The following is a 22,742-nucleotide window of genomic DNA, read 5'->3' on the forward strand; positions in this document are numbered from 1 at the left end:
GGAGCTTATATGTCAGACAATAAGGTATTAGAATTATTTCAAAAATTGAAGATCAATTTAAATGAAGGCGAACTTTCATATTTTGAACATTCTGAAATTGAAAAAGCTACAATAAGCTCTTTAAAATCAAAACTTAGATTGTCATTAAAAATTAAAAACTTTTTACCTATAAGAGTATTAAGTGAAATTCATGAAAAATGTGTCGGATCAGAAGAAATAAAAATAAAACTAATTTTAAATGTGCAAAACCAAAGAATAGATAAAGAATTAATTTGTGAGTATATTGAATTTATTAAAAATTTTAAATCTCAAAATAAAACAATTATCTGAAACTTTATTGAAGCTGAAGGATTTGAATATGATGCAGATGAAAATTTAATTAAATTTGTTGTTGATTCTAATGAATTGAAAAACCAATTAACAACTGAATTGGAATATTGTTTAGCTAAATTAAAACAATTTGGTTTTAAAGAACTTAGTTATGATATTCAAGTTGAAGATAAAACAGAAGAATATATAAAACAATCTTTAATAATTGAACAACAAACTAAAGAACAATATAAACAATTTGCCCCTGAATCAACAGAAAAATCTCAAAATATGATTATTTCAAAACAAAAGTCACAGAAGTGAAATCAATCTTTAGATAATCCAAGTTATGATTCATTTGAAGACATTGAAGAAGATGCACAAAATATTGTCTTACATGGTAAAATGATGAGCATTGATATAAGAGATTCTAAAGCAAATAATCGTAAAATATATTCAATTGGTTTAACAGATAATAATTCATCAATCAAATGTATATATTTTGGTAAAGAAGATGAAAGAACTATTATGGACCCTTTAACCGAAGAAGAAATATCATCAGATAGAATTGAAGAAATTAAAAATAAGAGAATTGCTAAAGGTGATTGAATAGCTGTTAAAGGTAAAACATCTTATTCACAATTTGATAAAGAACAAAATTTTATTATTGAAAAGATAGGAAAAATATCTCGATCAGAAGCTATGGTTAAAGACGATTCAGAACAAAAACGTGTTGAATTGCATGTTCATACTAAAATGAGTGCTATGGATGGTGTTTCATCAATTCAAGAATATTTACAAATGGTTGATAAATGAAATTGAAAAGCAATCGCAATTACTGATCATATAAATGTTCAAACTTTCCCTGATGCATATAATGAATTAAAAAAAATTAATAAAAATAAAGCTGAAGAAGATAAACTAAAATTAATTTATGGTCTTGAAATGAATATGATTGAAAAAGAGGATTATTGAATTGTTAAAAATCCTAAAGGTCAAAAAATAAGAGAATCAAAAATGGTTGTATTCGACTTAGAAACAACTGGTTTATCACCTGAGTTTAATGAAATCATTGAATTTGGTGCTGTAGTTTTTGATCCTGTAACTGGGAAAACAACCAAATATGACTATTTATTTAAACCAAAACAACCTTTAAAACAATTTACAATAGATCTTACAAATATAACTCCTGAGATGTTAGAAGATAAGAAAAATATTGATGATGATTTTGATAAGATTTATGAATTAATTAAAGATAGTATTTTAGTTGCTCATAATGCAAACTTTGACTTTAACTTTTTAAATAGCTTATCTAAAAGATTAGGATATGGTGATTTACAAAATACTGTTATTGATACATTAACACTTTCTAGATTAGTTAGACCTGCTTTAAAATCTCATAGGTTAGGAGCAGTATGTAAAAAATTCGGTATTTTATACGATGAACATGTTGCTCACCGTGGAGATTATGATGCAGATGTTTTAAACGATTTATTCTTTAAAATAATAGCTGAATTAAAATTAACAACACCAATCATTTATGATGCTGACTTAATTAAGTTAGAACCTGAAAATGATAAAGATAACATTAACTTATTAAGATCTCGTGGAGCTCATGTTAATGTATTAGCTAAAAATCAACAAGGGTTAAAAGACATATTTAAATTGGTTTCAATTTCTCATACTGATAACTTTTTTAACTCTCCTAAAATATTTAAGGAAAAATTAAAAGAATTTAAAGAAAAAAATAATATTTTAATTGGAGCTGGTTGTGTAAACTCAGAAGTTTTTGAAACAGCTAGAATTGGAACAGATGAAAAACTAGAAGAAATCATTCCTTTTTATGACTATATAGAAATTCAACCATTAAGTGTTTATAAAAACTTAATTAATGATAATCAGTTAGAAGAACATGAACTAATAGATGTAATTAAAAAAATAATTAGGCTAGCTAAAAAATATAATGTAATGCTAGTAGCAACAAGTGATGCTCACTATACAAGACCTGAATTGAAAAAAATTCGTGATGTTTATATTAATGCAAAAGGACTTGGAGGAAGTAGACACCCATTATTTAGTTTTAGAAATAAAAACAAATTAATTGACTACCCTGATCAATATTTAAGAACAACTAATGAAATGCTTAAAGAATTTGCTTGATTAAGTGAACCTGCTTTAGTGCAAGAAATGGTTATCACAAATACAAATAAAATAGCAGAAATGATTGATTCAAATATCATTGTTATCAAAGATGGTTTATTCACTCCAAACATTGAAAACGTAGATACTTTATTAAAAGATAAATGTTATGAAACAGCACATGCAATGTATGGTGATGTTTTACCTGAAATAGTTGAGTCACGTTTAGAAAAAGAATTAACATCAATTATTAAACATGGTTTTGCTGTTGTTTATTGAATTTCACATTTACTAGTTGAAAGATCTAACAATGATGGATATCTTGTTGGTTCAAGAGGAAGTGTTGGTTCTTCATTTGTAGCAACTGCTTCAAAGATTACTGAGGTTAATCCATTAAAAGCTCATTATAGATGTTTAAACTGTAAATATTCAGATTTTAATACTCCAATTGAAATTAAATGTGGATATGATTTACCAGAACAAAATTGTCCAAAATGTAATGAAAAATTAATTGGTGATGGGCATGATATTCCATTTGAAACATTCTTAGGATTTGATGGAGATAAAGTTCCAGATATTGATTTAAACTTTTCTGGAGAATACCAACCAATTGCTCATAACTTTACAAAAGAGATGTTTGGTGAAAACAATGTATTTAGAGCCGGAACAATTTCAACAGTTGCTGAAAAAACTGCTTTTGGATACGTAAAAGCATTTTATGAAGAAACTGGTGTATTAGAAGAAGATATGCCAAGAAAAATTGAAATTGAAAGACAAGCTAAGTTAGTTGAAGGAGTAAAAAGAACAACAGGACAACACCCTGGAGGAATTATTATCTTACCTAAAGAATTTGAAATTGAAGATTTCTCTCCTGTTAACTTCCCAGCTGATGATGCATCAAGTTCTTGAAAAACAACTCACTTTGATTTCCACTCAATTCATGATAACTTATTAAAAATGGATATTCTAGGACACGTTGACCCAACTGCTTTAAGAATGCTTGGTGATCTAACTGGAGTTAATCCAATCAATATTCCAACAAATGATCCAAAAGTATATTCATTATTTAGTAATCTATCTGCTTTAAATATAAAACCAGAACAAATTAATGGAGAAACAACTGGAGCTATTGGTTTACCTGAGTTTGGAACAGGATTTGTTAGATCAATGTTAAGAGAAACAAAACCTAAAACATTTGCTGACTTAGTGCAAATTTCAGGACTATCACATGGTACTGATGTTTGATTAGGAAATGCAAGAGATTTAATTAAAAACAATACAGCAAATATTTCAACTGTTATTGGTTGTCGTGATGATATTATGGTTTATTTAATGGGCCAAGGAATCGATGCTACTACTTCATTTAAAATAATGGAATCAGTACGTAAAGGACAAGGTTTAAGAAAAGAATGAAAAGAAATTATGCTAGCACATAATGTTCCTGAATGATACATTGAATCTTGTTTAAAAATTAAGTATATGTTCCCTAAAGCTCATGCTACAGCGTATGTATTAATGGCTTATCGAATTGCTTGATATAAAATTTATTATCCTGCAGAATACTATGCAACATTCTTAACTAATAGAGCCGATGCTTTTGATTTAAAAACATTCTTAGGTGGTTATAATGGAGTTAAAGAAAAACTAGCAGAATTAGAATTAAGAAAAAATAAAAAAGATAAAATGACTACAAAAGAATTAGCTTTAATGCCAGTTCTAGAAATAGGATTAGAAATGTTTAGTCGTGGAATTAAAATGGCTAACTTAAACTTTGAAAAATCTTTAGCTGATAAATATATTATTGAAAAAGATGAATCAACTGGTGAAGCTACACTATATCCTCCGTTCTTAGTAATTGATTCACTTGGAGATGCTGTGGCTGATTCAATTATTAAAGCTAGAAGTGAAAGACCATTAACTAGTGTTAAAGATCTAACATCAAGAACAACAATTACTCAAACACAAATGAAAATATTTGAACAATTAAATGTATTAGATACTTTAGCACAAGATGAACAATTAGAATTTGACTTTTTTAACTAAAAGATAGACTGAGAGAAAGAATATGAAAAATTTAGCAGAATTAATGACACAAAGAAGAAGTGCTCGTGATTTTGATGTTAATTATGAAATACCTGAAGCTGATTTTAATGATATTATTCAAGCAATGAGAATGTCACCATCTTCATATGGTATTTTAGGACAAAGATTATTAGTAGTTAATCGAGGAGAAATGCGTCAGAAATTAGTACCATTCTTTTACAATCAGTTAAACTATGTTAATGCATCAAAATTTATTATTGTATTGGGAGTAAATCATAAAGGATTGCAAGAAGTTACAAATCATTCATTAGATTTAAGATTTAAAGGAAACCCTGAAGGAAGAAGTACTTATGGGGCTAATATCAATAAAAACTTATTTGGTGGTAATTTAAGTGATCAACAATTGGATAACTATTCAAGTCAACAAACTTATATCACAACTGGAATAGCTACAGCGGTGGCTGCTAGTTTAAATGTTGATACTTGTATGATTGGTGGATTTAATGCAAAAGGATTAGCTGAATTTTTAATTCAAGAAGGTTTAATGCATGATTATGAAACTCCATTCATTACAATGGCATTTGGTAAAAGCACAAAAATAAGTGGTGAAAAACTTAGATCTGAATTAAAAGATTTTGTAAAAGAAATTTAAATTAAAAACTATTTTTAGAAAAGGAAAATAAAAATGCAGCGTAATTTAAAAAGAGTTTTATTAGTTGGAAATGGATTTGATTTAAGTATTGGTGTAAAGGAATTTGAAGTAAATAATCTAAATGATATTATTTTTTTGAAAAATAAAAGTACAAAAAATCAAATTCAAAATTTTTTTGAACAATCGATAATTGAAATTATTGATGAAGCTAATGATGAAGATTTAAAAAAACAAGAAACTGAAATAATTTATAAACTAAACTTATTTTTTTTAAATAATTACGATAAATTCAATTTTAATATGACCAATGGTAATGATAAAATAGGTTTAGAAAATTTTTCTCGTCCATTTTATGAATACTTATATGTTTACTCAAGATATTGTAAAGATCCTGTAAAAATAGACAAAAAATATGTTAAAAAAATTTGCAAAACTTTTTTTGAAAAAGTTCTACAAAATATATATCAAAATTACAATTTAAATAATCTTAATAATTTAACAAAACAAAGTATTAAATGAAGATTAGAAAAATATGATAAAATTATTTCTTTTAATTATACAGATTTTGTGGATCAAATTTCAAATAGAAATGATATAAAGCATATTCATGGTAGTTTAAAAGAAAATAATATAATTATTGGCGGATTGGATGAAAAAGAAGATTCTGTTTTTATTGTAAATGAATTAAAAGATATATTAGTAGACAACAAAGAAAATATAATTGAAATAGATATATTTGGTTTTTCGTTTGATGAAGATCAATCTGTTTTTGAAACTATTTCAAATCTTAAAATGAAATGAAATGAGTTTACTAATGTTAAAATATTGGTTAATTACTTTTTTTATTCTAATGAAGAAAACAAAAATTTTCAAAAATTTTGAGATGATTTTGAAAGTTTTTTTGAAATGACTTCTGAGAAATATACTTATCAACAAAAAATTAAACAAAAAAAGGAAATTTTTCACAATTTTTACAGAAATGAAAACTTCATTTATCATAGATTTAATAAACAAGGTATTTTTGATGGATATTGATTATATGATAGTCCAATAAATCAAAATAATTATATTCAACGTTTTTATGATTACATATTTGATAGTGATGGTTTTTCTTTATACGTAATAAAAAGCGAAAAATGACTTAATAAATAATTTTTTCTTTGCTATAATATAATTAACAATACGAAACAGCAAGACTTAGTGGTCTTGCTTTCTTATTGATTTGAAAGGAGATTTTAAGTGAAAAATTTTGCATCTATTAAAGATGAAATCCAAAAGATTGCTGAATCAATTTTGAAGGAATACAACTTGCAAATATATGAAATAAATAATTTCTTTGATTTTGAAAGTGATGTTTTGCAAATCTTAGTTGAAGATATAACTGAACCAAACAAAGCTTTAGACTTTGACTCAATTATTTCAAGTAATGAAAAATTATCTGATGCTTTAGAAAACTTCCCAGGATTAAGTGAACCTTATATGTTAGAAGTAGCTAGTGCTGGAATTGAAAAACCAATCAGAAGTAAAGATGAATTAGTCAAAGCTGTTAACAGTTATATTCATGTTGAATTAAATCAAGAAAAAAACACAAGTAGTGAAATAGAAGGTATTTTATTAGATTTTGATGTAAATAAAGATACATTTAGAATCACCTACTTTTTAAAAGGTCAAAAGAAAAAAGTTGACTTTAAATATGAACAAGTAAAGTTTGCAAGATATGCAGTTAAATTTTAAGGAGAAAATATGGTAAACGGAGCACAAATATTAGAAGCATTAGCTTCATTAGAAAGTGAAAAAAGCATTAGCAAAGAAGTTGCTATTGAAGGAATTAAAGAAGGATTCCAAAAGGCTTATGAAAGATTTTTTGATACAGAAGCTGTAGTTAAAACTGAAATTAATGAACAAACAGGATCAATCAACTTGTTTCAAGAATTAATGGTAGTAGCAACAGATGATGAAATCGAAGATGATTGATTAGAAATTGTTTTAGAAGATGCTTTAAAAATCAATAAAGAAGCAAAAGTTGGAGATAAAGTATACAAACCAATTGATTTTGATGAAGAATTCTCAAGAGTAGCTGTTGGACAAGTAAGACAAATCTTCCAACAAAAAATTAGAGCTACTGAAAGAGCTATGATTTATGAAAAATTTATTCAATTAGAAGGTGAAATTGTTAGAGGTAAAATCGTTGGAATGAACGATCAAGGAACTTCATACATTTTAGATATTGATGGAGTACATACTTCATTATGAAACCAAAAAACAATCAACAGAGAAGAATTTGTTGTTAACGAATTAGTTGATGTTTTATTAGAAGAAGTTGCTAGAGAAAATAAATACTCACAATTAGTTGTTTCAAGAGTAGCACCTAAATTTTTAGCTAAATTAGTTGAAAAAGAAGTAAGTGAAGTTGCTCAAGGATTAGTTGAAGTAATGTCAGTTTCAAGAGAACCAGGTAAACGTGCAAAAATTGCTGTTTTATCACATGATGAAGATGTAGAACCAATTGGAGCTATTGTTGGAGTTAAAGGTTCAAGAATCAATAACATTTCAAAAGAATTAAGAGGAGAAAAAATTGATGTTGTTAAATGAGATGATGAAATCATTCCATTTATTATTAACGCAATGGCACCTGTTAAGGTTATTTCTGTAAATGAAGTTGAAGGTGAATTTGATATAGTAGTTCCTAATCAACAATTATCATTAGCTATTGGTAAAGGTGGAATGGCTGCTAAATTAGTTGCTAACTTATTAAAACGTCGTATTAACATTTACAGCTTAGAAAATGCTATTACTGACAACATGGATGTTTTATGAAATGGAAACATTACAGAAGAAGAAGTAAACAACCCAGACTTTATTAACGAAGTAAACAAACGTAAAATCAACTCTCAAACAGTTAAACCAGAATACCACAAAAATTCATTTAGAAATGCACAAGCAAATAATGAAGAAGAATTAATGAGTTTCCAAGCTGAAGTTGAGGAAGAATACAACCAAGTTGAAGAATTAATTGAAGAAACAAATGCAGTTGTTCAAGAAAATAAAGATTTAGAGTCAATTCAATCTGAACTAGAATCATTTAATGATATTTTAAATGATGAAGATGAAGAAGATTTTGAAGAAGACGAATACGAAGATTTATATGATCAAGAATAATCTAAGAAAAGATGTCGTTAGTAAAGAAATGTTAGATAAATCAGCATTAATTAGAGTTGTTTTAAATAAAAACAATGAAATTTTTATTGATTTAACTTATAAAGCAGATGGACGTGGAGTTTATGTTAAAAATGACTTAAACTCAGTTAAAATCGCTAAACAAAAAAACCTTTTAAGCAGAGGATTAAAAACAAAAGTTGATTTAAGTATTTATGATGAATTAGAAAAGTTATTTAATGAACAAAACTAAATTATTAAATGCTATTGGATTAGCTTATAACTCTGCTAAATTAATTAAAGGTGAAAAATTATTAGATTCAATTAAAAGAAACAAAGTAAAATTTGTTATCTTATCAACAGATATGGGTGCTAGTCAAAAAAAGAAATTCAGTGATAAATGTAAATTTTATAATATTGAATTTATTGATGATGTATTAACTGTTGATGAAATTTCACAAGCGTGTGGATCTACCACAATTGTAGCGATTGGTGTTAATGATATTAATATTATTAAATTAATTAAAAACAATTTATAGAAGAAAGGGGATTTTTACATGGCTAAAAATATAAAAACAAATAAAAAACCACAACAAGTAAACAAAAAAGAAATGTCTAAACAACATGCTAAACAAATTAAACAACAATTAAATGAAACAGTTGCAACTGGAATCATTGATGGGGTGTTTGTTTATACTGAAGCTTTAAGCATTGCTGATTTTGCTAACCAAATTGGGAAAAGTGTTGCTGAAATACTTAAATATTTCTTTGCACAAGGACTAATGTTAAATCAAAATGTTGTGTTATCAGAAGAACAAATGGCTGAACTTGCTTTAGAGTTTGGTTTTGACTTTAGAAAAGAAGAATCTTTAACTAAAGAAAACTTCTTTGAAGCATTAGATGCTAGTGAAGAAGATAAACCAGAAGATTTAGAACATAGAGCACCAATTGTAACAATTATGGGTCACGTTGACCATGGTAAAACTACTTTATTAGACTCTATCAAAAACACTAATGTTGTTGGTGGAGAAGCTGGGGGAATTACTCAAGCAATTGGAGCTTACCAAGTTAAAAACAAAGATGGTAAAAAAATAACATTTATTGATACTCCAGGTCACGAGGCATTTTCAGAAATGCGTAGTCGTGGGGCAAATGTAACTGATATTGTTATTTTAATTGTTGCTGCTGATGATGGGGTTATGCCTCAAACAGAAGAAGCAATTGATCATGCTAAATTAGCAAATGTACCAATTATTGTATTTATTAATAAATGTGATAAACCAGGAGCAGATCCTGAACGTGTTAAAGCTGAATTAATGAAATATGAAATAGTAGCTGAAGAATATGGTGGAGATATTCCATTTGTTCAAGGTAGTGCTAAACAAAAGATTGGTTTAGACCAATTAGAAGAAACTATTTTATTAATTGCTGAAATGCAAGATTATAAAGCAAATCCAAATAAATTAGCTAAAGGGGTTGTTATTGAAGCTCACTTAGATAAAGCAAAAGGACCAGTTGCTTCTATTCTTGTTAAAGAAGGTACTTTAGATATTAGAGATATGATTATCGCTGGAACTACATATGGAAATATTAAACATATGGAAGACGAAACTAATAAAAAAGTATTAAAAGCAGGACCAAGTAAACCAGTTGTTGTTTATGGATTAAATGAAGTTCCAAGTGCTGGAGATAAATTCATTGTTATGAATGATGAAAAAATGGCTAGAACTATTGCTGAAGCACAAGCTGAAAAGAAATTAGCAGCTGAACGTCAATCAAACCAAATCTTTAGTTTAGATTCAATTAAAAAACATATTGATGATGGTGAGTTAAAAGCAATTAACTTAATTGTTAAAGCTGATACTCAAGGTTCAGTTGAAGCACTTAAAGGAAGTTTAACTAAAATTGACATACCTGGTGTTAAATTAAATATTATTAGAGCATCTGTTGGAACTATTACATTAAGTGATGTTACTTTAGCTTCAACTGTAACTGATGGAATTGTATTAATCTATGGATTTAATGTAAGACCAGATGCAGTTGTACGTAAAAAAGCTGAAGAAGAAGGTATTGAAATTCGTTTACATAATATTATTTATAAAGTAATTGAAGAATTAGAAGATGCAGCTAAAGGGATGTTAGATCCAGAATACAAAGAAGTAGTTACTGGATCAGCTGAAATTAGAGCAACATTCAAACACTCTGACATCGGAACAATTGGTGGGTTCCATATTACTGATGGAAGCATTGAACGTAAATCTAAAGTTCGCATTATTAGAAATGGTATTGTTATTTATACTGGAGAATTAGCAACTTTAAAACATTTAAAAGATGATATTAAAGAAGCTAAAATCAACTCAGAAGGTGGATTAACAATCAAAAACTTTAATGATATCAAAGAAGGCGATATTGTTGAAGGATATAAGGAAGAAGAAGTTAAGAAATAGGGGAATTTAGCATATGAAAAAAATTGAAATAAATAATTTTAGATCAATTGAAAAAGCAATAATGAATTTTGGTGAAATAAATTTTTTTATAGGAGATAATAACACTGGTAAAAGTTCTACTCTAAAATTGATTGAGGCATTAATGCAAAATAGTCATTTGAATTTTCAAAATACTTTTTTATACAGTGAACAAATTGAAAATTTAAAATACAATATTAAAGAACCATTAGAAGTATTATATAAAGTAAACTTTGAAAGTGAAAAACAGAAAGAAAAAAATGAGATAATAGAGAATTTTGAATATTTAAAAATAGATTCGATTAATAATTTTGATTATCCTTTAATAAAAACTTTAATAGTGCCTTTTTTTGACGAAGATTTTAACAATAATGAACAAAAAAAATTTGAATTTGTAAAATTTGATATTGATTATGAATTTAAAGACTATAGACCTGTAATAAAACAATTAGATATAAGCATAAAATATTTATCTTTAATTGAATATAAAAATATAATAAAAAAATTAAAAATAAAAAACTTGCTAAATTTAGATTTTGAAATAAAAAAATCAATAAATTTTGATGTAAATCAAAAAAATACTAAATCAAAAAAGGATTTTTATTTCTATTCTATTAATTTTTTAACTAGAATATTAAATAATTCAAATAAAAGTGTTGAATTTCGAATAGATATATTATTTGACATTTATCAGCTAATAAAAAAGGAAAATTCCACAAAAATTAAAGAAGTTCATGGATTATCAAGAATTTTTGGAACAAAAAAAACTAAATATATAGACCCATTAAGACCTATTTTAAAAGATATCTATTTTAAAAATGAAATTGATAAAGAAGAAAAACTTCAATTTGTTAGAAAATTAAATGTAAACAATAGTGATTTAAGAATAATTTCTAAATTTTTGAAAAAGTCAAAAATGCTAGAAAATTTAGATATAGCAAAAATTAAAGCTAAAGAGTTTTCAAGTGAAGCATATAAATTATCATATAAAAAATACAATAAACAAAATATACCAATTTCAATTTCTGGGACAGGAATTTCACAAATTATTCCGATACTTTTTGCAATTTTAGAAAAAAGAAATGACAAAATTTTCATAGAACAACCTGAAGTTCATTTACATCCAAGAGCACAAGCAGAATTTGGAACTTTTATCTCAGACTACATCAATAATTATAGTCAGAAATCAACTTTTAAAAATAACAAAATTTTATTAAAAAAACAATTTTTTATTGAAACTCATTCTTTATACATGATAAATAGATTTAGAAATGAAATTAAAAATAATAAACTTTGTGATGATAATTCAAGAATTACATTTTTTAAAAATACTTCAAAAAAAACTATTATAGAAAGTATAAAGTTTAATGAATTTGGTGAATTTGACGGTAAAATAGATAATTTTCTTAAATTTTTTGTTGATGAAAATATAAAGAATCTTAGTTAATAATGAAAGAAATAAAAAATATAATAGTCGATACTAATTTGATGATCGATATTTTAACTGTAAGAGAAAAACCTGTTATTTCTGACTATTCTAAAAATCAACTTTTGACTTTTTTTAAAAAAGGCAAAAATTTTAAGTTAATTATAGCAGGCAAAAAAATGTTAAACGAATTAACGGGAGAAGAATATAAAGGCAAAAAACAAAATTTATTAGAGTTATTAATGTTAATATCAGCAACTTCTGAAGCTATAAAAATTGAAATAAGAAATGACCAAGCAATTGATGAATTAATTTATAAATTTGTTCTTAGTGATAAATGAGACGGAAGAAAAGATGATCCAAATTCGGTTGCAACAAGAATGCCAGCTGATCCACACATGATATATGTTAGCTACTATTTTGATGTTAAATATATTATGACAAGGGATAAAGATTTTGCAAAAAAAGTTAATTCAAAATATTTACAATATTTTCCAGATAAATTTTTTTCTCCCGAAGTTATATGTAAATGTTATTGAGAAGATAAGGAATTTGATATTAATTTACTTATTAAATAAAATATGTTTTATATAAGAGATTATATTGACAAATAAATTGGTTAAATTAAATTTTAAAAAATTCAAATAGCTTACTTAACTTAATTATTTTTTAAATGTAAATTAATTTAAAAAGGAGAGCTTTAAAATGATAATTTATAAAAATATTAAATCAGGGTTTATTAAAGATGTAGAACAAGGGCTTATAGTAGAAATATTGCAAGAAAAAGTAGATAGTCTTTTAAAGAGAAAAACAAACATCGCTGAACTAAATAGTTGAAATAATTCACTTAAAGAAATGGCAATAGTTTTGTATGATCAAAATATACCAAGCGACTCAGGTATTGCTTTAGAATATAATATTTCTAGAACATCTAAAAGAATAGATTTTATTATAAGTGGAAAAAATAAAGATTTTAAAAAAATAATAATAGTTGAGTTGAAACAATGACAAGAATGTAAAAAAGTAGAAAATAGTAATACAGTAGTTGAGACTTTTATAGCAGGGAATATTAGAGAAACTGTTCATCCTTCATATCAAGCTTTTTCTTATTCAACTCTTTTAAAAGATTTTACAAAAATTATTCAAAATGATAAAAAAATCAAAATTGAAAGTTGTGCTTATTTACATAACTATAAATTGGATAAGGCACCTGATATATTAGCTGATCAATATAAAATATTTTTTGAAAAAAGCCCAGTTTTTTTAAAAGGTGAAATTGAAAAATTTAGAAACTTTATTAAAAAAAATATAACTTCAGGAGACAAATGTGAACTTATTCAAAAAATTGATGAAAGTCCTATATCACCAGGAAAGTCAATTCAAGATTTTTTAAAGGAAATTATCGATGGAAAAGATGTTTTTACATTGATTGATGAACAAAGAACATCATATGAAAAATGCATTCAGATAATTGATGAATATAGAAAAACAAAGGACAAAAAGGTAATAATAATCCCTGGAGGACCTGGAACAGGTAAAACTGTTATAGCTTTAAGAATTCTTTCTGCTTGTATTCAAAAAGGTTTAAATTCAATATATGTTTCCAAAAATGAAAGTTTAAGAAATGGATATAAAAAAATAATTCTTGAAAATGACGTTGAAAAAACATATTCAAGAGCAAGAATAGACAATATCTTCTATGGTAGTGCCAAATTTTCCAATCTAACAAAAGATAATTTTGATTGCACGGTTGTTGATGAAGCACATAGATTAATTGAGAGACATCAGTGAACGCCTAAAGGAAAAGGATATAACAATCAAATTCAAGAAATAATTTGTGAGTCTAAAGTTTCTATATTTTTTGTTGATGAAAAACAAATAGTTACAACGCAGGATATTGGAACAATAAAAGAAATAAAAAGATGTGCTTTAAAAGAAGGCATTTTAAGTGAGAACATATTACTATTGGAACCTTTAAAGTCTCAATTTAGATCATCTGGAGCCGATGATTATATTGATTTTGTCGATAACATTCTATATGATGAAAACAAAAACGTATTAAACTTTACAAATAATTTCAATTTTAAAGTCTTTGATAATATAGAAAAAATGTATCAAGAATTGTTAGAAAAAAATACTAAAAATAATGCAAGATTATTAGCAGGTTATTGCTGAAACTGAGTTTCTAAAAAAAATACTGAAAAAAATGATATTAAAATAAATAACTTTGAAATAAAATGAAATCTTGCAAATGATAAATATTATATGTTCAATAAAGATTCTATATCTCAAGCAGGTTGCATACATACATCACAAGGTTTGGAAAAAGAATACATTGGTGTTATTATAGGGCCCGACATGATTTATAGAAATAATAAAGTAACTGTCGATTATTCAAAAAAAGCCAAAACTGATACTAGTCTAAAAGGAATCGGAAAATTAAGTCAAATGGAAAAACATGAGATAGCAGATAAAATTATAAAAAATACTTATAGAGTTTTATTAACAAGAGCTACAAAAGGTTGTTTTGTTTATTGTTGTGATAAAAAACTTGGAACATATATATCAAATAAACTAAATGAATTAATTAAATAAAGTAGTAAAATTAATAATAAGAGGTTTTTAAATGTTAAAAGATAAGACTAATTTTATTAATAAATTAAAAATACAAGAGCAACTTAAAGTAGAGTTGCTTTTTCTTTATGAACGCTTTTCAAATAAAACTATTAATTTAATTAATAAGTTATCATTTGAAATACAAAATATCAAAAACAATATTAATCAATTCACGGATACTGATTTTTCATCAAATTTATATAACGAATTTAAACTAAAAGTTTTAATGAATCAAGATATTATTGAAAACAAAATAGAATTAATTGATGAAAGCTTCAAAGAAATTGATTTAAAAAAGCTTGAACAGTTAATGAATGAAATCATTTACAAATTAAATGAAAATTACATTTTAACTATTAAAAAATGAAAACAATTTATATTAAACAAATATGAAATTGATTTTGAATCAATTGAAATCAATTTTTCTGAAAACAAAAATAAGTTTGAAGACTTTTCACGTAAAAATATATTAGGCTCTAATTCAAACGTTGACTTCTGACCTTATGAAATACTAGGAATTAGTTTAAATGCTTCAGACATGCAAATAAAACAAGCTTATAAAGCATTAGCTAAGAAGTATCATCCAGATAATAACAAAGACCCTGAAGCAGAAGAAATGATGAAATTGATAAATAAAGCATATAATATATTAAGAGGAAAAGAATAATGAAAAGTACAATAAAAAAAATATTAAAATTTAGTCTATTATTAATTATTATTTGATCAATCTGAATAGTAATTTTTCTTTTTTCGATTTTAATTGAAATTAAATTTAATTTACAATATTTTTCTTTATTATTTAAAGAAGAAAAAGATTTTTTATTAATTTTATTAGTTTCAACTTTGTGCTTATCTTTATTTACATTATTTTTAATTGAAAGTATTAAAATTGCTTTAGTTACAAAAAGTACTATATTTTATAAAAACTTTAATAAAAAAATAAAAGCTTATTCCTTTTTTAGAAATGGAGAAAAGGAATTAATTAATAAGTATAATAGTTGATTAAAATTAAAAAAAGTTAAATCTAATTTTGAAGAAAATAATTTATTTATTATATCATTTTTTGGTTTAGTAATTTGCTATATTTTTCCAATTTTATTAATTATTTTTACACTAATATTTGCAGATTTAAATACTTTTATTTCAAAATTGTCTATTTCATTTTTAAGTCTTAGTCAACTTATATTACCTATATTTAAACTTTGAAATAAGTTTGATTTTAGTTCTTGGAATTCTTTAAGATTAAAAATTTCAAAAGCTATAGACGATGATAAGGAAATTAGAATAATTCACAATAATAAAAAAAACTTATTAATTCTGAATATAGTTACTGTTGATGATTTCAAAAAAACAAGAAATGAAATTCAAGTTTTAGATGAATACATTAAAATAAAAGGCAAAGAAACAGCAATTTATAAAAATAAAAAAGAATGACTTGAATTTCAAATAGATATTAATTTGAAATTTATAAAATTCACAGATAATTATTTTGATGAAACAATTGAAACTTTTTTAACTTACATAAGAAAAAATAAAATTATATTTAAAAACTTTTTAAAATATGCAAAAATATAAAATTAAAATAAAAGGAAAAGAATAATGAAAAGTAAAATAAGAAAATTAAAATTATCAATAGGTTTTTTATTAGGTTTTGAAGCATTAATCATATTAGCAATGGTTATACTATCATTTAAATGATCATGATTAATCTTTTTAACAGCTGGAGTTGGATATATATTATTTGTATTACATAATTTAGTATTTGTAATTAGAAGAAAAGTTATTATAAAGAAATTTAATAATACAATTAAAGAAAATTTAATATTTAAGTCATACATAGAAAAAAGAAATTATATTCATAACTTTTTAATATTTTATACATCATTTTTTATATTAGTATTTGTAACTATTGCAACAATAGTATTTTTATTTGTAACTGATACAGATAATAGTATTGCACTAGATTTATTAAGTTTAATTTCTGCTGCTTTAGTAATAGTTTCTCCATTTTTAGGAGCATTTTATAAAAAGATAACAAACATAACACAAACTGAAGGTGATATGAAAAATGATGCGCTTAGAAAAGATATCAAATATGTAATAACAGGTAATACAAGTTTAAATAAGGCAATTAATGATATAAACTTAAATACTAAAACAATTGAACTATTAAAAAATGAAAAAGAGATTAATTCACAAAAAATAGTAAAAAGATTAAATAATCGTATTAACAATATTAATGAACAAATTTCATTATTTGAAGTGTATTTATTATTTGAGGCTTTCTTAAAAGAAATCGATGAAAAGGCTAAAATTAAAGAATTTAAAAACAATATTTTAACTAAAAAGAACTTATCTGAAATAGTAGTTATTTTAAATAAATAAAAGAAGGGAAAAACTATCATGAGCAATAGAGTGAATGACAAAATAAAAATGTCAGAACAAGAAATTAAGTATAGAGATTTAAAAATTCAAAAATACGTTATTAAAGATATTTTGCAAAAAGTTGTGAAAACTGGTTTTGACAAAACAAATCTTTATTTTGTTTCTCTTGGCTCTAAAGCAAGACAAGCATATAAATTTGTGATGTTTACTAAACAATGAGTAAGTTCTATTATTAAAGATGTTGAGTTACTACCAATAAAAGAAAAATATAAAATTAAAGCTATAAAAAAACTAATTAAATTAGAAAACTTTGAAATAGTTAAAGAAAAAAGATTAAAAACATATGAAATAGATCAAAAATATTTAGATTTAGTAATTCAAAAATTGCTATCAAAGAATAAATTAATAGCAATTAGAAAACTTAAGAAAAAACTTTTTATTTTAACTGATAATCGTAAAAAACAATATACTAATAATTTGAATGTTTTAAATACTATTAATTTTAAAACAGTAGAAGATCAAAAGAAGATGTATCAAAATTTATGAGATAAAGAAGTTAAAGAATATTTAAATGAAAGAGAAATAGCTTTAACTAGACTAAAAGACCCTAAAAGATACAATTTCTTAAATGATTATTATAAAAAAGATCCTAAGAATACATTATTAAAAGATTTTAAACCAGATAAAGAAAAATATGATATTTTTAAATCAATCATTAAAGGTGAGATAAATGTTTAGATATTTTGTTGAAATTAAAAAAGATAATAATTTTTTTATTATTAATAATAACGATGTACATCATATAAAAAATGTTGTAAAACTTAAAAATGATGAAATTATTGAGTGTGTTTATGAAAAAGAAGTTTATCAAACTAAAATTATTGATTTAACTATTGAAAATAATGTAATTGTTGAAATTATTAATAAAGTAGAAACAACAATAAGCAATGTTAAAAAAGTTTTAATAGCTGGAGTTTTAAGAGAACAAAAATGAGATTATTTATTACAAAAATCAACAGAACTTGGAGTTGATGAAATAATACCAGTTATTTTTAAGAGAAATGTAGTTAAAATTGATGAAAAAAAGATTGATCAAAAACTGCAAAGATGACAAGCAATTTGTGACACAGCTGCTAAACAAGCAAAAAGGACAACAATCCCTGTTGTTAATAATTTAATAACTAATCTAAAAGATTTAAAAAACAATTTATGTGATTTAAATCTTGTGGCTTGAGAAAAAGAAAAAAATATTGAACTTAAAACATATTTAACACAAGACTTTAATTCAATTAGTTTCATTATTGGGTGTGAAGGTGGAATTGAAGTTAGTGAAATTAAAATTCTGCACGAAATAGGTTTTAAGAATGTTAGTCTAGGAACTAATATATTAAGAGCTGAAACAGCACCAACTTATGTATTAAGTAGTTTAATTTATGAAAATAAATAATCTTAGTATTTAAATTAAAAGTCAATAAGTATATAATTATAACGTGTCTGGCACCGCCTTTCCTTAATTATCAATTATATTTTAGCCAGACACATCACCCTAACCGGTGATTTTTTTATGTTTAAAAGAAGGTGCGCTGTTTTTAAAAAATAAAACTGTTATAATAATTTTATGCAAATAAAAAGGGGTATTCATGGAAAAAATAAAAGTTTTCGAAACGTTTTCAGGTATAGGTGCTCAACATAAAGCTTTAGATATTTTAAAACAAAATAATTATATAAATTATGAAGTTGTTGGAACGAGCGAATGAGATATATGAGCCAATATAGCGTATAATGCAATTCATAATAAAAATATAGATCATACAAAAAATATTAGTGAGAAAGAGATTAATGACTTTTTAATTAAATTTACACATTCAAGAGATTCAAAAACTCCGCTTACAAATGAACAAGTAATCAAATTACCGATAATAATAAAACAAAATTTATATAACTCTATTAAAAATTCAAACAATTTAGGAAGTATAGTTGGCGTTACTGGCAATATGATATCATCTCAAGTAGGTAAGATAGATTTATTAACTTATTCATTTCCATGCCAAGATTTATCTACTGCAGGAAGCTTTCATGGGAAAAATCAAGGAATGAAAAAAAATAGTGGAACAAGATCAGGTCTTTTATGAGAAATTGAAAGAATATTAAAAGAACTTAAAGCAAAAAAAGAATTACCAAAATATTTGCTTTTAGAAAATGTTAATAACATGATTTCGGAAAGACATAAAGATGATTACTTAATGTGATTAGATTTTTTAAATTCAATTGGATATAATACTCAAACTTACGTATTAGAAGCAAACAAATATGGTTGCCCACAAAATCGTAAAAGAGTTTTTGCGTTGAGCGTTAGAAAAGATGTAACTAAAGAATTTAAGGATACTTTTTTAGAAAGTAAAAGAACAAGCATTAAAGAAGAAAAAACACCATTTGATATTTCTAAAGAAATAGGCATATATAAAAAAACACATGAATTGCTGAGAGAGGATTATTCAATAGAAAAATACAAAAATGAAGCAATAAATGCAATTCCTAATAGAACTGATAGTAGAAAAAGAATTTTTTTAAATAATAAAATGCTTTCAACACAGGAAAATACAAATATTGAAAAACATTCTAAAAATATATATATCCAAAATGGAAAAACGTATTCAAATTTTTCTTCAACTATAACAACTAAACAAGATAGAGATCCTAATGGCGGAATCATAAACTTAAAAGGTACAGATTTGCAAAATAGATATAATGAAAAAAAACAAATTAGGAAAGCAAATTTTAGACTTTTAACGCCTAGAGAGTGTTATATGTTAATGGGTTTTTCAGAGAATGATTTTGATAAAGTTTTATCAAAAGCTGAGCAAATTAATTTTAGTGTAAGTGTAAGAAAAAAAACTTTTACTGACAGTATACTTTACAGACAAAGCGGGAACAGTATATCTGTCAATGTTTTAACTTCTATTTTTAAAGTAATTGCAGATATAGAAAATAAAACATTTAAAGGATAAAAAGATATAATTTTAAAAAAGGGGTAATATGAAAAAAAGAATATTTAATAAATTTCAACCATATTTAAATGAATTTGAAAAAGAAAAAATAGCATTAGTAGAGGAAAAAATAACAGGTGATAATGAAAGAATAGCTAATGACGTTTCAGTGGATTTAATAATTATATTAGAATCAAAAATGATGAGCATATTAGAAAAATATGATATTTATTGTCCATTAGATGAAAGAGGAGCTAAAAATCTATTTGATAAAATAAGAAGTTTATATATACGAGAAAAAAAACTTGAGTCAGAAAAGTTTACAAATGTTAACATACCTAAAATTATATATTCAACTTTTGAATATATAAGAAATTGAAGAAATAATGATGGTGGTCATGCGTCTGAATTTGTCATAAACAGAAGTTTTATGGATACAATACATTTACTGAAGTGTTTTGATATAGTTTTATCATTTTTAATTAATTTTTTTGATGATTTAGACTTTGAAATAAATGAGTTTGATGAAAAAGGTTTACTTTCTTCATGAAATAAAAGGGGTCATTTTATAGATGAAATTTTAGAGGAAGATAAAAAATTAGATACAACATCTATAAAACTAGGGAAAATAAATTTAAGTTCTTTTGTTTTAAATTCAGAAATAAGTTTTTTTATACCATCGTATCAAAGAAAATATAGATGAGAATCAGAAACTTGCTTAGAGCTTATAGAAAATATCATTTCTAAAATTGATCAAATTGATGACGAATATTTTGGAACTATAGCAGTTACTATAGAGGAATCTAAACATAATGAAAAAATAAGAACAATAAGATTAATAGATGGGCAACAAAGAGTAACTACCTCTTTAATTATATTTAGAGCAATATATGATGTTTGAAATGATAAAAAAAATAATTCTTATGAAGAAACAGTAATGGATACACCTTTAGAATTAGAAAAAACTTTCAAAGAAATTGGGTGTGCAGAAAAATATAAAAATGTTACAGGAGTTAAAGAAGAAAATGAAGCTCTTAATTTTATATTAAATTCTAATGTTAGTTACGTCGAAAGATTAAAAACAATAAATTCTTTTGAGCTACATAATAAATCATTAGCAGCTAAAAATTACAATGCTATACACGATAGAATTAAAGAATTGAATCAAGATGAATTACTTTCTTTTTATAATAGATATGCATATAAGTTTCTAATTTCATGTGTTGATTTTAATAAAACTCCAGCAGAAGAAATGGAAATTTTTGAAACACTTAATTCTAAAGGGACTGAATTAGATTCGTTTGATATGATAAAAAACTTTTTATTTAATTTAGTAGATAAAGAAATTTATATAAATAATGAATTAGAAATAACTAGAATATTTAATGATTATATTTCTTTTAATGATATGAAGTTAGATGAAGCTAAAACGAGAAAGGTACAAGAAAACTTTTTATTTGGTTTTTGTGAATATAAGATGTTAAATTTTAAAGCATCAGATAATACTTTGAGCAAAAATAAAAAATCAATTTTAAAGCATTTTAAAAAAATTTATGAAGGTAAACAAAACTTATCTTTAGAAGAGTATAAAAAAATAGTATCAGAGATAGGTAAATATGTTTTTATAACTAAATCATTTATATCAAAAAGTTATGAAAATGACACAAATGATATTTTATACCCAATAAGATATAATGTTTCAAATATATCGCATAAAGAAGTTTCGATTTTTATTTTGTATTATTTTATTGACTTATATGCTAAAAATAATTGAGATTCTTATAATAAAACATTAAATTATTCAGAAAAAGTGAATTTAATGAAAGATACTTTATTTGAATTTGAAAGATGATTGATAGCTCTACTTCAAGTTTATGGAACTGGACAATCTTTAACAAAACCAATATTGAGATTATTTAGATTTTTAAATACATTCGACATTGATAATCATTCTGTACAAAGTGAAATACCAAATATGATTAGAAAATGATTAAATTTAGAAGCAACTGATGCGTTTGCATTTTTAAATAATGACCAAAGAAGATTATTATTAGAAAACAATGAATTGAAAATGCCTAATAAAGATTTATTTTTTGAAAACTTAATAAACAAAAAAGTTCAAGATAAAAATGTGGCAATGGTAATTTTAAAAAGATTGGAAAGTTTTTTAATCAATAATTGAGAAATTAAAAGAGATAAAAACTCTCTTGAACATATAATGCCTAGAACTATAAAAAAAACAAAATGAATTGAATACTTAAAGGAAAATGAAAGTTTGACTGAAAAAGATATTTTAGAAAAACATTCAGTTTATTTAGATAAATTGGGTAATTATATGATATTAGACAAAAGTAAAGAAAATTCAAAGATTTCTAATAATGATTTTGAAGAAAAAAGGAAGCAATATATACTTTGAAGTAATCCATTAGCTGAATTAATATTTGATTATAATGAAAAGAAAAATTTAAATAATATCAATAAGTTTGGTTTTGATGAGATTCAAGAAAGAACCGTTGCATTAGCTAAAATAATTTCTGAAAATATTTATTATAAATAATAGGAGT

At 24.4% G+C, this 22,742-nt stretch carries 18 protein-coding genes; all 18 read left to right on the forward strand.

Annotated features, from left to right (window positions below; all coding sequences use genetic code 4):
* Window positions 1-9 precede the first annotated feature (9 nt).
* The 18 genes from MFL_RS01515 (at window position 10) to MFL_RS01600 (ending at window position 22,735) form a co-directional block, all read left to right on the forward strand.
* Window positions 10-4,491 (forward strand): PolC-type DNA polymerase III, encoded by a 4,482-nt coding sequence (locus tag MFL_RS01515; protein WP_011183185.1) that lies wholly within the window; start codon window positions 10-12, stop codon window positions 4,489-4,491.
* 22 nt (window positions 4,492-4,513) lie between these two features.
* Window positions 4,514-5,143, forward strand: coding sequence for an NAD(P)H-dependent oxidoreductase (locus MFL_RS01520; RefSeq protein ID WP_011183186.1), 630 nt, complete (start codon window positions 4,514-4,516; stop codon window positions 5,141-5,143).
* 33 nt (window positions 5,144-5,176) lie between these two features.
* The gene (locus MFL_RS01525) at window positions 5,177-6,295 is read left to right on the forward strand and encodes an AbiH family protein (protein WP_011183187.1); all 1,119 of its coding nucleotides are present in this window, start codon (window positions 5,177-5,179) and stop codon (window positions 6,293-6,295) included.
* Between the two features lie 87 nt (window positions 6,296-6,382).
* A complete protein-coding gene (gene rimP / locus MFL_RS01530; RefSeq protein ID WP_011183188.1) occupies window positions 6,383-6,877 on the forward strand; it encodes a ribosome maturation factor RimP in 495 nt (164 codons plus the stop codon).
* 9 nt (window positions 6,878-6,886) lie between these two features.
* The gene (nusA, locus tag MFL_RS01535; protein ID WP_011183189.1) at window positions 6,887-8,302 is read left to right on the forward strand and encodes a transcription termination factor NusA; all 1,416 of its coding nucleotides are present in this window, start codon (window positions 6,887-6,889) and stop codon (window positions 8,300-8,302) included.
* Entirely contained in the window at window positions 8,289-8,552 is a 264-nt protein-coding gene (gene rnpM / locus MFL_RS01540; protein ID WP_164919781.1) for an RNase P modulator RnpM, read from the forward strand. The genes nusA and rnpM overlap by 14 nt, the downstream gene beginning before the upstream one ends.
* On the forward strand, window positions 8,539-8,838 hold the full coding sequence (locus tag MFL_RS01545; RefSeq protein WP_011183191.1) for a L7Ae/L30e/S12e/Gadd45 family ribosomal protein: 300 nt from the start codon (window positions 8,539-8,541) through the stop codon (window positions 8,836-8,838). Before rnpM ends, MFL_RS01545 begins: the two co-directional genes overlap by 14 nt.
* An 18-nt stretch (window positions 8,839-8,856) precedes the next feature.
* The gene (infB, locus tag MFL_RS01550; RefSeq protein WP_011183192.1) at window positions 8,857-10,746 is read left to right on the forward strand and encodes a translation initiation factor IF-2; all 1,890 of its coding nucleotides are present in this window, start codon (window positions 8,857-8,859) and stop codon (window positions 10,744-10,746) included.
* A 13-nt stretch (window positions 10,747-10,759) separates the two neighbouring features.
* On the forward strand, window positions 10,760-12,211 hold the full coding sequence (locus MFL_RS01555) for an AAA family ATPase (protein WP_011183193.1): 1,452 nt from the start codon (window positions 10,760-10,762) through the stop codon (window positions 12,209-12,211).
* A 2-nt stretch (window positions 12,212-12,213) separates the two neighbouring features.
* On the forward strand, window positions 12,214-12,768 hold the full coding sequence (locus MFL_RS01560; RefSeq protein ID WP_011183194.1) for a hypothetical protein: 555 nt from the start codon (window positions 12,214-12,216) through the stop codon (window positions 12,766-12,768).
* Window positions 12,769-12,895: 127 nt separating this feature from the next.
* Window positions 12,896-14,785, forward strand: a complete 1,890-nt coding sequence (locus MFL_RS01565) for a DUF2075 domain-containing protein (protein WP_011183195.1) — start codon at window positions 12,896-12,898, stop codon at window positions 14,783-14,785.
* 31 nt (window positions 14,786-14,816) lie between these two features.
* Window positions 14,817-15,473, forward strand: coding sequence for a J domain-containing protein (locus MFL_RS03630; RefSeq protein WP_011183196.1), 657 nt, complete (start codon window positions 14,817-14,819; stop codon window positions 15,471-15,473).
* Entirely contained in the window at window positions 15,473-16,381 is a 909-nt protein-coding gene (locus MFL_RS01575; RefSeq protein WP_011183197.1) for a hypothetical protein, read from the forward strand. Before MFL_RS03630 ends, MFL_RS01575 begins: the two co-directional genes overlap by 1 nt.
* A 24-nt stretch (window positions 16,382-16,405) precedes the next feature.
* Complete coding sequence (locus MFL_RS01580) at window positions 16,406-17,191, forward strand: hypothetical protein (protein WP_011183198.1); 786 nt, start codon at window positions 16,406-16,408, stop codon at window positions 17,189-17,191.
* An 18-nt stretch (window positions 17,192-17,209) separates the two neighbouring features.
* Window positions 17,210-17,929 carry a hypothetical protein gene (locus tag MFL_RS01585; RefSeq protein ID WP_011183199.1) on the forward strand — a complete coding sequence of 240 codons (720 nt, stop codon included), beginning with the start codon at window positions 17,210-17,212 and terminating at the stop codon, window positions 17,927-17,929.
* Window positions 17,922-18,638 carry an RsmE family RNA methyltransferase gene (locus MFL_RS01590; RefSeq protein WP_011183200.1) on the forward strand — a complete coding sequence of 239 codons (717 nt, stop codon included), beginning with the start codon at window positions 17,922-17,924 and terminating at the stop codon, window positions 18,636-18,638. The genes MFL_RS01585 and MFL_RS01590 overlap by 8 nt, the downstream gene beginning before the upstream one ends.
* Before the next feature lie 193 nt (window positions 18,639-18,831).
* On the forward strand, window positions 18,832-20,199 hold the full coding sequence (dcm, locus tag MFL_RS01595) for a DNA (cytosine-5-)-methyltransferase (protein WP_011183201.1): 1,368 nt from the start codon (window positions 18,832-18,834) through the stop codon (window positions 20,197-20,199).
* Window positions 20,200-20,227: 28 nt separating this feature from the next.
* Window positions 20,228-22,735, forward strand: a complete 2,508-nt coding sequence (locus MFL_RS01600) for a DUF262 domain-containing protein (RefSeq protein ID WP_011183202.1) — start codon at window positions 20,228-20,230, stop codon at window positions 22,733-22,735.
* The last annotated feature ends 7 nt before the right edge of the window (window positions 22,736-22,742 follow it).

Origin of the sequence: Mesoplasma florum L1 (assembly GCF_000008305.1) — a bacterium.
Classification (GTDB): domain Bacteria; phylum Bacillota_I; class Bacilli_A; order Mycoplasmatales; family Mycoplasmataceae; genus Mesoplasma; species Mesoplasma florum.